This is a genomic window from Burkholderia sp. IO2, from assembly GCF_029522185.1.
GTDB classification, from domain to species: Bacteria; Pseudomonadota; Gammaproteobacteria; order Burkholderiales; family Burkholderiaceae; genus Burkholderia; species Burkholderia cenocepacia.
The window spans coordinates 162,456-176,937 of sequence record NZ_JAKWFH010000001.1 but is presented as its reverse complement, the minus strand read 5'-3'; the positions used below and the strand labels follow the sequence as shown (position 1 = coordinate 176,937).

The 14,482-nt window shown below is 64.5% G+C and carries 10 protein-coding genes; 4 read left to right on the top strand and 6 right to left on the bottom strand.

The annotated features are described in order from the left end of the window. Positions 1-72: 72 nt before the first annotated feature. Positions 73-1,254: a polysaccharide biosynthesis/export family protein gene (locus MMB92_RS00735; RefSeq protein ID WP_012493286.1), complete on the top strand. Its 1,182-nt coding sequence runs from the start codon at positions 73-75 to the stop codon at positions 1,252-1,254. 240 nt (positions 1,255-1,494) lie between these two features. On the opposite strand, the gene MMB92_RS00730 is transcribed toward MMB92_RS00735, so the two are convergent. Together MMB92_RS00730 and MMB92_RS00725 are read right to left on the bottom strand one after the other, a co-directional pair. Then, entirely contained in the window at positions 1,495-3,885 is a 2,391-nt protein-coding gene (locus MMB92_RS00730; protein ID WP_212111051.1) for a hypothetical protein, read from the bottom strand. 75 nt (positions 3,886-3,960) lie between these two features. Then, entirely contained in the window at positions 3,961-6,390 is a 2,430-nt protein-coding gene (locus MMB92_RS00725; RefSeq protein ID WP_212111050.1) for a right-handed parallel beta-helix repeat-containing protein, read from the bottom strand. A 581-nt stretch (positions 6,391-6,971) separates the two neighbouring features. Between MMB92_RS00725 and MMB92_RS00720 the strand changes: the two genes are divergently transcribed. Continuing rightward, complete coding sequence (locus MMB92_RS00720) at positions 6,972-9,173, top strand: glycoside hydrolase family 3 C-terminal domain-containing protein (RefSeq protein ID WP_205672090.1); 2,202 nt, start codon at positions 6,972-6,974, stop codon at positions 9,171-9,173. Between the two features lie 82 nt (positions 9,174-9,255). Here the strand turns inward: MMB92_RS00720 and MMB92_RS00715 are convergent, their stop codons facing one another. Together MMB92_RS00715 and MMB92_RS00710 are read right to left on the bottom strand one after the other, a co-directional pair. After that, complete coding sequence (locus MMB92_RS00715) at positions 9,256-9,378, bottom strand: hypothetical protein (protein ID WP_012493285.1); 123 nt, start codon at positions 9,376-9,378, stop codon at positions 9,256-9,258. Beyond that, on the bottom strand, positions 9,378-9,956 hold the full coding sequence (locus tag MMB92_RS00710) for a DUF4865 family protein (RefSeq protein ID WP_179148711.1): 579 nt from the start codon (positions 9,954-9,956) through the stop codon (positions 9,378-9,380). The genes MMB92_RS00715 and MMB92_RS00710 overlap by 1 nt, the downstream gene beginning before the upstream one ends. Before the next feature lie 130 nt (positions 9,957-10,086). On the opposite strand from MMB92_RS00710, the gene MMB92_RS00705 reads away from it, so the two are divergent. Continuing rightward, on the top strand, positions 10,087-10,944 hold the full coding sequence (locus tag MMB92_RS00705; protein ID WP_012493284.1) for a LysR family transcriptional regulator: 858 nt from the start codon (positions 10,087-10,089) through the stop codon (positions 10,942-10,944). A 203-nt stretch (positions 10,945-11,147) separates the two neighbouring features. Continuing rightward, positions 11,148-11,735 (top strand): YigZ family protein, encoded by a 588-nt coding sequence (locus tag MMB92_RS00700; protein ID WP_205672092.1) that lies wholly within the window; start codon positions 11,148-11,150, stop codon positions 11,733-11,735. 310 nt (positions 11,736-12,045) lie between these two features. Here the strand turns inward: MMB92_RS00700 and ppk2 are convergent, their stop codons facing one another. Together ppk2 and MMB92_RS00690 are read right to left on the bottom strand one after the other, a co-directional pair. Continuing rightward, positions 12,046-12,996, bottom strand: coding sequence for a polyphosphate kinase 2 (gene ppk2, locus MMB92_RS00695; RefSeq protein WP_006490762.1), 951 nt, complete (start codon positions 12,994-12,996; stop codon positions 12,046-12,048). Positions 12,997-13,084: 88 nt separating this feature from the next. Continuing rightward, the gene (locus MMB92_RS00690) at positions 13,085-14,479 is read right to left on the bottom strand and encodes an OmpW family outer membrane protein (RefSeq protein WP_058903037.1); all 1,395 of its coding nucleotides are present in this window, start codon (positions 14,477-14,479) and stop codon (positions 13,085-13,087) included. Positions 14,480-14,482 lie beyond the last annotated feature (3 nt).

The window sequence follows — 14,482 nt, the reverse complement described above, 5'->3', positions numbered from 1 at the left end:
CCCGGAAAACGGCGAGTATCCACGCATGTGCGTCGCATCAATGTTTCTCGTTTAACCATGCTGAATGACGACATGAGCAACCACCAACGATTCGACACGTCAGTGCCGGACCAGAACAACCCGACAGGACGCCGAATGCGCGCTGCCCTTTACCTGGCGATTTCCGCCCTGCTTTCCGCCTGTGCCTTTGCGCCGGGCCAGCACATGGCATCCTCGCCTGCATTGCCGGTCACGACTGACGAGAACGGTGACGTGACCAGCGACATGAAGGTTCCGGTCAAGCAGATCGACCTGACGCTGATCGGGCTGATTCGTGCGCAGCAGAAGAGCCACTCCGCGTTGCCCGTTCCGGACAATCTGCTCGGCAAGCCGAGCAGCTACAAGCTCGGTCCTGGCGACGTATTGCAGATCACCGTGTGGGATCACCCCGAATTCGCTACCGCCGCCGGCCAGCCGACGCCGAACACCAAGTCCTCCGACGCCGCGCCTGGTTTCGTGATCGATGGCGACGGTAACGTGCAGTTTCCATACATGACGCGACCGATCCACGTGGCAGGAAAAACTGCGGCGCAGGTTCAGCGGGAAGTCAGTGCCGAGCTCAGGAAGGTATTCGTGAAGCCACAGGTGACCGTTCGCGTGGCGTCGTTCCGCGCGGAGCAGGTGTATGTGGATGGTGAAGTGCGCGCACCCGGTTCGCAGGCGATCAACGACATTCCGATGACCCTCGTCGAAGCGGTCAATCGTGCCGGCGGCTTTGCACCGACCGCGGATCAAAGTCGTGTAACGATTACGCGCAATGGAACGACGTATCCGGTGAATGTCGCGCGGATGATGCAAACGGGCAAAAACCCCGCCGCCATCATGCTGCAGCCAGGCGACCTGCTCCACGTGAGTGCACGCGAAGACAACCCCGTCTACGTGATGGGTGAGGTGAACAAACCGCTGGCCGTGCCGCCGCAACGTGACGGTTCGCTCACGCTGAACGAAGCACTCGCACAGGCAGGCCAACTGAACCAGCAGACGTCGAATGCCAAACAGGTCTTCGTACTGCGCAAGGCAGACGACAGCGATCCCGTGGTCTATCGACTCGACATGAAGTCGCCGGTTTCGATGCTGCTCGCGAACCAGTTCCCGCTCGCGTCGAAGGACATCGTCTATGTCGACAATACCGGGCTCGTCCGGGCCAGCCGCGTGTTGAATCTGCTGCTGCCGGCGATCAGCGCGGGTTTGACGGGCGCACTGATCACCAAGTGAGTCCGCGTGTCGGCCTCGGGCAAGCCGGCGTGCGAGCCGGACCTACACCACCCGGTGATGCACGCCGCTTCATTCATCCGGGCGGGAATACGCCGCGACCTCGCGTGAGCGACACGATGCGTGTCGCCATACGATGCACGATCAACGAGACGACTCCCCGCCCGGACTTTCAGCGCCCGAACGGCGTGACGTACGCGGGTGGCCGCTACGTTCTCAATAGGCCATCACGCCCTCGGATTGCTAACCACCACACCACTTGTTCAGCGTCGCGTCGAACGTAAAGGTCAGGACCTGCCCGCTCGCCATGACGACGTTTCCCCCGGTCGTCGTCTGGATGTTCGCGTTGTTCGCGATCGTGCAGTTGCCGTTGGTCGCGATGATCCTGACCGACTGGCCGTCGATCCCGCCGACCAGGTTGGTCAGCATCGTCGGCGACGCATAGTTCGCCGTCAGTTTGCTGATGCCGGTCACGCCGGGCGTCGAACTGGTGCCGACGAAGCCGTTGGACCAAACCGCCAGCGCATTGCCCGCGCTGTCGGCCGTCGGCACCCCGTAGCTGTAACGGACCAGCCCCGTCGCATTTTCGACGTGGAATTGCCACGGCCACATCTGCAGCAGGCGCCCGCTGGCCCACGCGCTGTTGACCGCGCGTCCGTAGCGGTCCTCGGGAATATATTTGTAGCGCCCGGAAACCCCGTTGCCTTGCGACGCATCGACACATATCTTCGAAAAGTATTCGCCGGCGGGAATGTACGCGGTACTGGATGAAGACGGCGTAAACGTATAGGTGTCGGTTCCGGCCGTGACGCTTCCGGAACGCGCGATCGTGCCGGTAATGCCGAAAATGGTCGCCAGCGTCGTGTCGCCGGTCCCGTTGACTGCGTTGACCGGCATGAAGATCGACAGGTTCGGCGTCGTACCGAACGACCAGCCCGGAATCGCGACGGCGCCCGTCCCCGTCAACACCAGCGCCGAGGTGACCTGCTGAAACACGCTGTCGGTCTCGCAATCGATTCTCAGGTTGTACGGACTCTCGGTGGAAATGAATACCGCCTCGGCGCATCCGAAATAATTCCTGAACCTGATCGTGTTGTAGCCGATGTTCCCGATCGTCACCCCCTTCACCGTCTTCGGAAATGCGAAGGTAAATTCATTGTCCGTGGGATAAACATTGAAATTCGGGTTCGGCAGAATCTCCGCCGCGTAGTCGTTACGTGCGCTCAACGGGAAGTTGATGTCGAACAGGCAGTTGGTGACTTGCCCGATGACGCTGAACATCCGCCCGCCGCTCAGCCCCATCGTGGTCATCCGGTCGTGCAGCACGATGTTTCTCGCTTGGATTCCGTACAGCGAAACACCGGTATTCGACGTGCGCCGGTCCTGCACGGCCAGTGCGGTACCGTAACTGAAGATGATGTCGATATTGTTCAGGTTGAACAGGTTCGATGAATCGGACGTAGGGGCAGCCGGGCTGTCATCGAGGTAGATGCCGAAACTGGGCGTATTCGTCGACAGGTCGCCGCAGTGTCTGATCTTCATCGTGTTCAGATTGACTTCGCGCACGGTGGCGCGTGCTTGCGTCGATCCGCTGCCGGTGTCCATCCACAGCACGCCGCCGCCGCGAAAATACAGACAGTTCACGTGAGCGACGTCGAGCCAGTCCACGTTGCCCTGCAACACCAGCCCATGTTGCAGCGATGCGCATGCGCGATTGCCCTGAAGGGTAAAGTCGCGCAGGACGCACCCGGCGAGGACGGCCATGTTGGACGTCCATGACACGTTGCCGGTTTGCGGTAAATCCGTCGCTTCATTGTTGAAACCCGCGTTCAATACCGTCAGGCATTGGCCGCCAACCCCCGCGCCGAACTGGATGATCGAGGTGCGCGCCGAATGCCCGAACACGGCGATCGGCTTCGTGATCGGGGGAAGCGCGAGGCTGGAATAGTAGACCCCGGCAGGCAGGTCGCCTTTGACCGGCCAGATGGTCATCAGGTAGTTCAACCAGGCCGTCAGGGCCGGGCCGTCGTCACTGCCATAGACCACATTCGCCCCTGTCGACGACGCATTGGCCGCTTTCGCGAGCGTGACCTGCGTTGCGCTGACGAACGCCGCGATCGTGGTGGAAACGACCAGCGTTGCAACGCCGCTGGCGTTCGTCGTCGCAATGTCGATACGCTTGCCGACGTCCGCCGCGGTGAACGCCGCCGAGGCCGACGAAAACGCGGTGGACCCCGATGTCGTGACGCCATCGTTGACGATCCTGGTGTTCCCCTTCGCACCAAAATATTTGGCGCTGACCGGCAGATTGGCCGGAAGCGCTGCCGGTAAATCCATCCATACCTGGGTGGTACCTGCGGCAAGATTGACGACCGCACCGCCATTGCTCGACGCCAGCACGGTGGTGCGCGACAGCGTGTTCGCGCTGGCGTTGTATGTGCCGATGCCGATCTCCCAGTTTCCGCTCGGGACACCGGTACCCGTTACGGCTTGCAGCCCGTAATAGAACGTATCGGCGTTGGCGCACACGGACGAAAATGTGCGGAATCCCGTCATTGCACCGGCAAGGGACAACGCCCCCGTGCCGGTGGACGTGGTCGTTTCCTGAACGCGATCCTTGAGCTGGAATGCCATATCGATCCTGAGAGTATGGTTGACAGACTCGTTTGATACCTGCTGGTCGCCTGAATGCCGGAACGGCGCCGTGCGTTACTGCCCCAGCCGCGGAATCATCGTGATAGCGGGCGCAACGCTATAGGTGACCGTCATCGCGTCGCCGGGCTTGAGATCGATCATCCCGTTCGTCAGTCCGCACGCATAGGCAGCCTGCCCGTTTCGGGACACGCCGATCGACGACACGGTGCCTCCGGCAACCGACAGGCTGACCGCGCTCGGGTAGGTGTTCGCGAACGTCCATGGCGAAGCCCCCACCGCCTGCACAACCGGCGTCAGTTGCACACCGAAGCCGACGAAACCGTTTTGCGCGATGTTGTCTTCGCTCCACGACGTGTAGGCCCATGAGCTCGACGAGATCAGCGCATCGATCGCGCGTGGATAGTTGACCGGCTGGGCCATGTAGTTTCCGCGCAACTTGAGCGATGCGCCGGCCGCGAGCGCGCCGACCGTGACGAGGCGGGCGAAGCCGTTGCAGCAGCCGATGTTTTCACCGGTATTGCCGCTGACTTCAGTGAACGACGTACAGGATCCGTCCACGTAGATTGCATCCTTTGCGATGCCGGAGAATTGATTCTTCGAGACGATGCACCCTCGCGTGTTGTACAGCGCGATGCCGGAAACGGCGCTCAGTCCGCCAGTGCCGGTGAACGTGATCGATGTGCCGCTGGCGATTCCGCTGCCCGTGACATTGTTCGACAGCGTCACGGTCGGACCATTTCCGTTACCGGAAACCGACGTCACGTACGTGCCGACCGGGATATTTGTTCCGGTGACACCTTGTCCCACCGCGCAGCCGCGTGCCGACGGATACGGCGTGAACGTCAGCGTGTTGGTTCCCGCCGCGGCAGCAGCCGATGTCGTGATCGTTTGGGACGTCATGCAAACCATCGGGGTAAAGACGATCGAAGCACCGCTCGCCACGGTGCCGGTCGTCGCCTTGCTCAGCGTGACCACACTCCCCGTCACGCCGGTCACGAAGGTGCCGGCCGCGATGTTGGTCCCGCTGACGCCCTGTCCGATCGACACGCCTGTCGTTTCGTCTCCGGGCGCGCCGAAACCGTAGTTGTCGTTGTAGGGCACCCCCGTCGTCGTGGCGAACGTCAACGATGTCGCGCCGCTCGCGGCCGACGCGGTAGTCTTGATCGTCGCGCCGAACAACCCGACCCCGGCGAAGATCACGGTTCCGCCGCTCGGCACTGTCGCATTCTGCTCGAGCGTGACCGTCGACGCGCCCGCCGCCATGACCGTACCGATCGGCACGCTGGTCGACCCGTTGAAATACCAGGCCGCCATGCCGACCGCGACACCCGGGGTATTGGCAAAGTTCAGCGTCGCGGCGCCCGACGTCGCGGCGATCGTCGTCAACGGGAATCCGTTCTTGTTGTTCGGATCCCATGCATTGGTGATCGTGTTCTGCGAGATGTTGACGTGGATGTTGTTTCCGCTCGGCTGCCACAGCCCGATCGGCGCCCCCGCGGCATTCTTGATCGTGTTGTTGACGATCGTGATGTTCGAATTGTTGAAGCCTGCCGTCGCGGTCACGACCAATGCGCCATAGCCGAGCGGTCCATTGGGCGCATTGACTATCGCGCCGATGTTGGATTGAACGCCACACGTATCCAGGAGGTTGTTCGCGACCGTCACATTGTCGTTGCCGTACGACTGATACACGCTCGTCAGTTCCGACGCGACATAAATACCGGCCGCCATCGGGTTGTAGATCTGGTTGTCGGCCACGGTGATGTCCTGAGCCCCGACGATCGCGATGCCGCGTGCGTATTTGGTGCCTACCACCCGGTTATTGGCGATCGTGATCCGGCGAGGCCGGACGCCCTCATTGAAGTAACCGACCACCGCGAATGCGTCGTCGCCGCCGTTGATCACTTCATTGTTCGTAATCGTGATATCCGCGCTGGCCTTGGTTACATGAATGCCGTCATGCCAGATGTCGAGCAGCCTATTGCCGAACACCTTGCCGTTGACGCAACTGCGCATCAGTGCGCCGCCACCGGCCGCATTGTTGAACTTGCACCCCGAGATTTCGAACTGACTGCAGTCCCGCAAGTTGATCGAGCCGGCGTTCTCGTCCGGGTAATACGCGGTCGCATTCGCTGAAAAGAATTGCAGATTGCGGATGTTGAAATGACTGGCGCCGCTCCAGTAAATCGCCGAATTCTGGCCTTGCGATGTCGTGCATTGCAGGATCGAGTCCCACCCTGCGCCGACGATCGACGCCGTTGCCTTCAGCGTATTGCTGTACAGGTAAGTCCCCGTCGGGAAATACAGCGGAATCCCCGCGTTGAGCGCCACCTGAAGCGCCGCCGTGTCGTCGGTCACGCCGTCACCCTTGACGCCGAACCGCCTCACGCTCATCGGAAGATCGACCAGTTCCTGCAGAAGCGGGCGGGCCGTGAGGCCGGCCGAGGTACCCACAACGTATGTAGCCGGAAATTCTGCTGTCATTCAAACGCTCCATATCGTCGCAATTCAATCGCGATCCAAACAAGTCGGCAATCAACGGGAATGAGCGCGCACGGTCGTTCATACACGCCCGCGCCAGAATAAAAGCGGCGAATTCGACGCACAGTGCGTGAAATAACCCAAGTCTCCGTTCGATGCGCATGCAACGAATCGATCTGCGCCCCGCCGACTTACCCGCAAAACCGCTTTCCGCCCAGTACTTCTTACCCGATCACACAGCCTCGATCGGGAACGATGACCGCCTCCCCACGCCACCTCGCGTGACTACGAAATAAAGATCGCACGTATCGGTAGAAACACCGATGCTGTAGTCAAACTACATTCATACCATTAGTCGCAGCAGAGAATCGCTACATCCGATTCGACAATGCCGGGCGGCCTGCGCGTCGCCGCCCGCATTGACCGGTCGAGCCCAACCGGCCGTAACGATTCCCCGCCTGGCCTGGCATGCCGACGCGCAACCACCCTGCATCGCCAGCCGAATGCGTCCGGTGCGAATCCACCGGACGTGCGCAGCTCCAGACATCATCCGAACAACCGGCAATACGATCATGGAGAGCAACATGCGGGACACCCTCTGGCCGGCCGTCGTGCTGGCAGCGACCCTCTGCACCACCGCCTACGCCAGCGACGCCGATTTCAATGCGCAGGGCGACGCCACCGACGCGTTCGCATCGGTGGCCGCGCAACGGCGCGCCGATCTGCTCGTGCGCAAGATGACGCTCGACGAGAAACTCCAGTTCATTCATTCGCAATACGAAATGTCGAAGGTGCCGGGCGGCGGCGCCGGGTACATCCAGGGCGTGCCGCGCCTCGGCATTCCCGATCTGAACATGGTCGATTCGGCCACCGGCTCCGGCAGCACGTCGCAGGCCAGCACGACGTTCCCCGCCACGATCGCGGTTGCCGCCAGCTGGGATCGCCGGCTGTCGTACGACTTCGGCAAGCAGGTCGCGATCCAGTTGCGCGCGCAAGGATTCGGCATGGGGCTCGGCGGCGGCACCAATCTCGCGCGCGAGCCGCGCGGCGGCCGCCTGTTCGAGTATCTCGGCGAGGATCCGTTGCTCGCCGGCGATCTGCTCGCCGAACGCACGCTCGCCACGCAGCGGCAGAAAGTCATCGCGACGATCAAGCACTACGCGGGCAACGAGCAGGAGCACGGCCGGATGGGCGGCAATACGCAGATCGACGAACGCACGCTGCGCGAGCTGTACCTGCTGCCGTTCGAGATCGCCGCGAAGCGCGGCCGACCCGGCAGCGTGATGTGCAGCTACAACCGCCTGAACGGCGCCTATGCGTGCGAGAACCCTCACCTGCTGAACGACGTGCTGAAGAACGAATGGGGCTTCCAGGGCCAGGTGCAGTCCGACTGGGGCGCCACGCACAGTACCGCCGCCGCGATCAACGCCGGGCTCGACGAGGAAGAAGACGTCGGGCCGAGCGTGTACCTGACGCCGGCAGCCGTCAAGCAGGCGATCGCGAACGGCTCGGTGTCGACCGCGCGCCTCGACGACATGGTGCGCCGCAAGCTCGCGGTGATGATCCGCGTCGGCGTGATGGACGATCCGGCCAAAGGCGGCGGCACGATCGATTTCGCGGCCGGCAACCGGTTCGCGCAGGCGGCTTCCGAGCAGTCGATCGTGCTGCTGAAGAACGACGGCAACCAGTTGCCGCTCGTCGCGTCGGCGCTGTCGCGTATCGCCGTGATCGGCGGCCATGCGGATGCGGCCGTGCTGTCCGGCGGCGGCTCGGGCAACACGCGCGATCCCGTAACGGGTTCGTTCGCAGGCTGCGGCGGCCTGACGTTCGGGTCGTCGACCGGGTGCAGCTGGTGGCGCAATCCGTGGCTCAAGGTCGACGTGCCGATCGTCGCGGCGATCCGCGCGCTGGCGCCGGCCGCGCAGGTCACGTATGCGGGCAACAGCGACCAGCAGTCGCCGTTCCGCGCGTACACGCAGCAGGAGATCGACCAGGCCGCGGCGCTCGCCGGCCGCTCGGACGTCGCGATCGTCGTGGTCGCGCAGCCGGCTGGCGAGGATTTCGGCGACCTGCAAAGCCTGAGCCTCGCGAACCCGTCGAACCAGGATGCGCTCGTCGAAGCCGTCGCGCGTGCGAATCCGCATACGATCGTCGTCGTCCAGAGCGGCAATCCGGTGCTGATGCCGTGGAAGGACAACGTGTCGGCCATCGTCGAGGCATGGTATCCGGGCGAAGCCGGCGGCAAGGCGATCGCGAACGTGCTGTTCGGCGCGGTCAACCCGTCCGGCAAGCTGCCCGTGACCTTCCCGGCGCGCGATCAGGATTCGCCGACGTGGGGGCAAAACGGCGCGTTCGAGACCGACCCGGTATACGCGGAAAAGCTGAACATGGGCTACCGCTGGTATGACGCGCGCAACATCAAGCCGATGTTCGAGTTCGGCTACGGCCTGTCGTATACGCACTTCGCGTATTCGGGACTGTCGGTGTCGAAGCAATGGGATGGCTCGCTGAGCGTCGCGTTTACCGTGCGCAACGACGGACGCGTGGCCGGCGCGGAAATACCGCAGGTCTATCTCGGCGTGCCGTACAAGGACGAGCCGCCCAAGCGGCTGGTCGGCTGGGAGAAGATCCGGCTGAATCCGGGCGAGGCACGGCGTGTGCACATAACCGTGTCGCCGCGGATGCAAAGCGTCTGGGATACGTCGCGCAACGGCTGGCGGGTCGTGTCGGGCGGAACCGTGTATGTCGGCGCGTCGTCGCGCGATATCCGCTTGCAAAGCCACTGAGCGAGCGACGAAGAAGCGGCCGGGGGCGCCGTGCATCGCATGCGCGGCGCCCCCGCATCAACCGTCTCTGCACTGCAACGCGTTACCTGAACAGCAGCGCCAGCACCGTCGCGAGCGCCGCGATCGCGACGATGCCCGCCACCACGCCCGCCAGATGCGCGGCAATCACCACCCCTGCCGGCAGTCGCGACGCGATGCCGGCCATCACGCGCCGCCCGCTTCCAGCGTGTCGAGCAACGGTCTCGCCAGATGCAGGACCTGGTACATCGTGCCCGCGCCGCCGTCGTCCGGTTCATGTTCGGTCACGAGCGCACGCGTCAGCCGCCAGCGCAGCGGATCGAGACTGACGGCCGCCGCGACCACGCCCTGCCGCGCCGCCGCTTCGCGATTGCGTGCGATCTCTCGCGCCAGGACCGCATCGAGATCGGCGTCCGCCGGAATCTCGATCGTCTCCAGACGCGCGAAACGTCCCGTCGACGCACTGCCCTTGCGCGCGTCGAGCGCAATCTGCGTGTCGATCGGCGCGCGGCCGAAGCTGTCCGTGACGACCCGATAGCGGCCGTCCGTCACGAACCGCGCGAACGCCTGCTCGTTGCGCCACAGGTAAAACGACGCGTAGCCGTTTTCCGTCGCGCCATGGCGGCCGGCCTCACGCAGCAGGAAGCCCTTGAACAGCAGGTCGGGCGTGTCGTCCCACAGCCGGCCGCGCTCGCGCACGCGATCGCGGATGATGTCGAGATCGTAGTCCGCCGGCAGGCGGTGCACGTAGTACGCGGTCAACATGATCGACTCCTGGCGAAAGAAACGGACGGTATTCCGGACGGCATGAACGCAGCGTAGAAGACCTTGAATCATTTGAAAAGGAGATGGCAGAATATTTCAATGATTCGATTCTGAAATGAACGAGGGTGTGATGAAAACGCTCGACATCGAAGCCGTGCAGGCATTCGTGCTGACCGCGGACCTCAAGAGCTTCACGCGGGCCGCGGAAGTGCTGGACACGACGCAGTCCGCGGTGAGCCTGAAGATCAAGCGGCTGGAAGACGGGCTCGGCCGCCGCCTGCTGGAACGCACGCCGCGGCAGGTTCGCCTGTCGGCCGACGGCACCGCGTTCCTGGAGCCGGCGCGCGAACTGGTGGCCGCTCACCACGGCGCGATCAGCGCGTTCGGCACGAGCCAGCGGCGGCTGGTAATCGGCGTCAGCCACCATGTCGTCGGCGCCGACCTGCCGATGCTGCTGCGGCGGATGAGCGAAGCGGAGCCGGCGCTCGTGCTGGAGATTCGCGTCGCCGCGTCGCGCGACGTGCTCGACGCGTTCGACCGCGGCCAGCTCGACGCGGCCGTCGCGCTGCAACACGACAGCCGGCGGCTCGACGGCGAAACCATCCTGTCGGAGTCGTTCGGCTGGATGGCGGCGGCCGATTTCGAGTACCGTCCGCCGCAACCGCTGCGGCTCGCGACGCAGGCCGAACCGTGCAGCGTGCGCCGCATGGCGGTCGACGCGCTGGATCAGGCCGGGGTCGCGTGGACGGAGGTCTTTGTCGGCGGCGGCGTGGCGACGATCGGCGCGGCGGTGTCCGCGGGGCTGGCCGTCGCGGCGCTCGGGCATCGCGTGGCGCCCGCCGGCACCGTGGACGTGGGGATGCGTTACGGGCTGCCGCCGTTGCCGACGCGCGACGTGGTGCTCTACTCGAGCCTGACCGATGCGCGCGCCCGGCAGGCGCTACGCACGCTGGGCGCGGCGCTCCGGTCGTCGGTCGGCGTGCGCTGATGCGATGCCTGCCCTGCATGGTCTTCGGTGACGAATCCCGTACCGGCCAACGCGTCCATCGACGCCGCGTATGCCTGGCACGGTAAAATCGTGCCTTCGCCCTCCGTTCATGCAGACGATATCCATCCGTCCGCGGGCCAACGCCAAAAGCATCGACACATCATCATCGCCTTGATTTCCCACCATTTTCCGCGTCGCGACGCATGAGTTACTCGCTCGCCACCACCTACATCCGCGAACTCGAAATCCGCAAGAGCCGTTTCATCGCGTACGCGGTTCCCGTCGAGGATCGCGATGCCGCGATGCAGGTACTGCAACGCCTGCGCGACGAACATCCGGCGGCCACCCACGTGTGCTGGGCGCTGCTGGCGGGCGGCCAGTCGGGTATGTCGGACGACGGCGAGCCGTCGGGCACGGCGGGCCGGCCGATCCTCGAAGTGCTGCGCCATCACGACCTCGACGGCGTGCTCGGCGCGGTCGTGCGTTACTACGGCGGCGTGAAACTCGGCGCGGGCGGGCTGGTGCGTGCGTACACGGATGCGATCGCGTCGGCGCTGCTCGATGCCGAGCGCGTCGAGCGCATTCGGTACACGCGGCTCGCGATCGAGATCGGCTACCCGGAAGAGGCGCGCGTGCGCCGCTGGATCGAACAGGCGGGCTACGTGCTGGTGGACAGCGCGTACGGAATGACGGTGAAGCTCGTGATCAAGCTGCCCGAAACCGCCGAAGCCGCGGCAAGAGTCGAACTGTTCGACCTGACGCAGGGGCGCTCGGGCTTTCCGGAGATGTGAGCCGCTGCGGCGACAAGCCCGCGCGGCGCACGCTCCACTTTTTACAAGGTCTCTCAGGTTCCGGCTACCGCTTGGGACCCTCGGCGCGACTGGTTTTTCCTCAGTGCGCCGGAATCGCACCGTTTCAACGGTGTCGACGCATATCGACGCGAACATGACGGTACGCTTTCGCGACCGTCAATCCGACATCTTGAAAGACTGTCAAACCTGTCGCACCGCATCGCCCGCCATCGACCGGAACGCCTCAAAAAAAACGCGCCGCATCATGCGGCGCGCTTCGTCACATCGCGTGTCGACCGGCGCGAACCGGTCAATAGACGTCCGGCACGATCATGTTGTCCGGCACCGGCCGGCGAATGTAATCCTCGTGATGTTCGCGCTGCGGCAGATCGATCGTCGGACGCGGCACCTCGTGATACGGCACCTGGCCGAGCAGATGGTGAATGCAGTTCAGCCGCGCGCGCTTCTTGTCGACCGCCTGCACGACCCACCACGGCGCCTCGGGAATATGCGTGCGCTGCAGCATCTCTTCCTTCGCGGCCGTATAAGCCTCCCAGCGGCGGCGGCTTTCGAGATCCATCGGGCTCAGCTTCCACTGCTTCAGCGGATCCTCGATGCGGCTCTGGAAGCGCAGCTCCTGCTCGTGATCGGTGATCGAGAACCAGTACTTGACGATCTGGATCCCGCTGCGCACCAGCATCTTCTCGAACTCGGGCACCGACCGGAAAAATTCCTCGTACTCGTCGTCGGTGCAGAAATTCATCACGCGCTCGACGCCCGCGCGGTTGTACCAGCTGCGGTCGAACAGCACGATCTCGCCGCCGGCCGGCAGATGCGCGACATAGCGCTGGAAGTACCACTGCGTACGCTCGCGGTTGTTCGGCGCGGGCAGCGCGGCGACCCGGCACACGCGCGGGTTCAGGCGCTGCGTGATGCGTTTGATCGCACCGCCCTTGCCGGCCGCGTCGCGCCCTTCGAAAATGACGACGAGCCGATGCCCGGTGTGCACGACCCAGTCCTGCAGCTTCACGAGCTCGCCCTGCAAGCGGAACAGCTCGCGGAAATATTCCTTGCGCGCTTCGCGGCGCTCGGGCGAGAACAGCAGATCCTCACCGTCGTCGAAGCGGCGGTCGTCGAGCTCCATCTCGAGCTCTTCATCGTAGGCGTCGACGAGATCCTCCTCGAAACGGCGCTGGCGCGCTTCCATCGAGCTCGTATCGGTGCGGTTGTCGGTCTCGGTGCGGGTATCGTTGTCGCCCATGGGGCCTCCTTCCATCATTGACGCAGCCAAACCCCACCATTATCCCAGCGTCGCGCGTCAAATTCATGAAAATGGGCGGCCATGCCCGTCAGAAGCGGAAGTTCAGCAGCACGGTGGCCAGCACCGGATTCGCCGAAATATCGAACGTATTCGACGCAAGCGTGCGATTCGGCTGGCTGATGTCGAGCGTGATCCTGGTGCGCAGCGGGATGTAGGTCACCATCCCGGTGATCCAGAACCGGCGCGTGATCTGGTAGCTGGCGCCGACGGTGAACACCGGCTCCCACACGCTCTTCACCTTCGCCGATACGTTGGTCCGCCCCGACAGCAGCAGGTCGCCGCCGGCATCCCAGATCCGCTGGAACAACGCCGGATCGAGCAGCAGCGACTGCAGGCTGCCGATGTCCGCGCCCGCCGCGAGCAGGCCGCCGAGCGACGCCAGTTTGCGCTGGAACACCGGGTTCAGGTTCGTGTTCGTGAAGCGCGTGTAGCTGATGCCGAGGCCCGCGAACGGGCGGAACCGATCGTCGCGCTCGCCGAGGTAGTACTTGAACACGACCGAGCCGAGCCAGGCCCGCGTGGTCGCGAGCGGGTTGCTTTGCGTGTTCGCGAGATCGATCAGCGGAAAGCGGCCGTGCACGCCGGCAAAGATGCGGTCGAGCGGCAGCGCGATGCTGCCGTGCCCGCGCAGCGTCAGCACCGGCGGAATGCCGGCGCCGAGTTCGGCCGCCCAGTGCTCGGAGACGAAATGCGTGAACGTGAACGCCAGCGTGTTCGTATTGCTGAGCGACAGGCTCGAACCCGCGTTCTGGAAACTGTTCAGCCCGAGCGCGTCGGTGTGCGTCGTCACGGGCGTCGAGCGGCCGGTCGTCCCGACGAAGTGCCAGCCGAGACCGACCATGTTGCGGTCGTCGCCCATCAGTTGCTCGAGCAAGGGCGGCGCCTGCGCGGCCGGCAGATCGGGCAGCCGCGATGGATCGATCGGATGCAGTTCGTACGGCATCCGGTCGGCATGGACCACGCCGCGCGCCGTTGCGTCGTCGGCCGGCGCATCTTGCGTGGCGGCCGGATCGCAGCCGCCGCCGGCACCGGTGTCGTCGAAACCGATGCCGTCCGCGCCGTCGTCGCCCGCGGCCGCGCAGGCGCGCGCGGCTGCGCCGGTTCGCTGCCCGAGCGTGATCTTGCGGGCGGTCAGCGGGACGGTATCGGGTTGCCGTCCGTCGCTCGACGATGGGTTGCGTGCGCCGCGCGCCGCCTCCGCATCGGTCGTCCATGCGCGCGCATCGAAGCCGTCCGCATCGCCGCCCGGCCAGAAGCCGATCCCGTCGGCGCCGGCCTGCCAGCGCGATGCAGCGTCGCCGTCGGGCTGCGGTGCGGCGTGCGCGGCGGTCGCGCACGCGACCAGCGTCGCACCGAGCCAGCGCGACAGCGGACGCACGGTGCCCGGCCGCGCGCGGCGGCGGCGTGTGTCGCGATTCCCCATCGG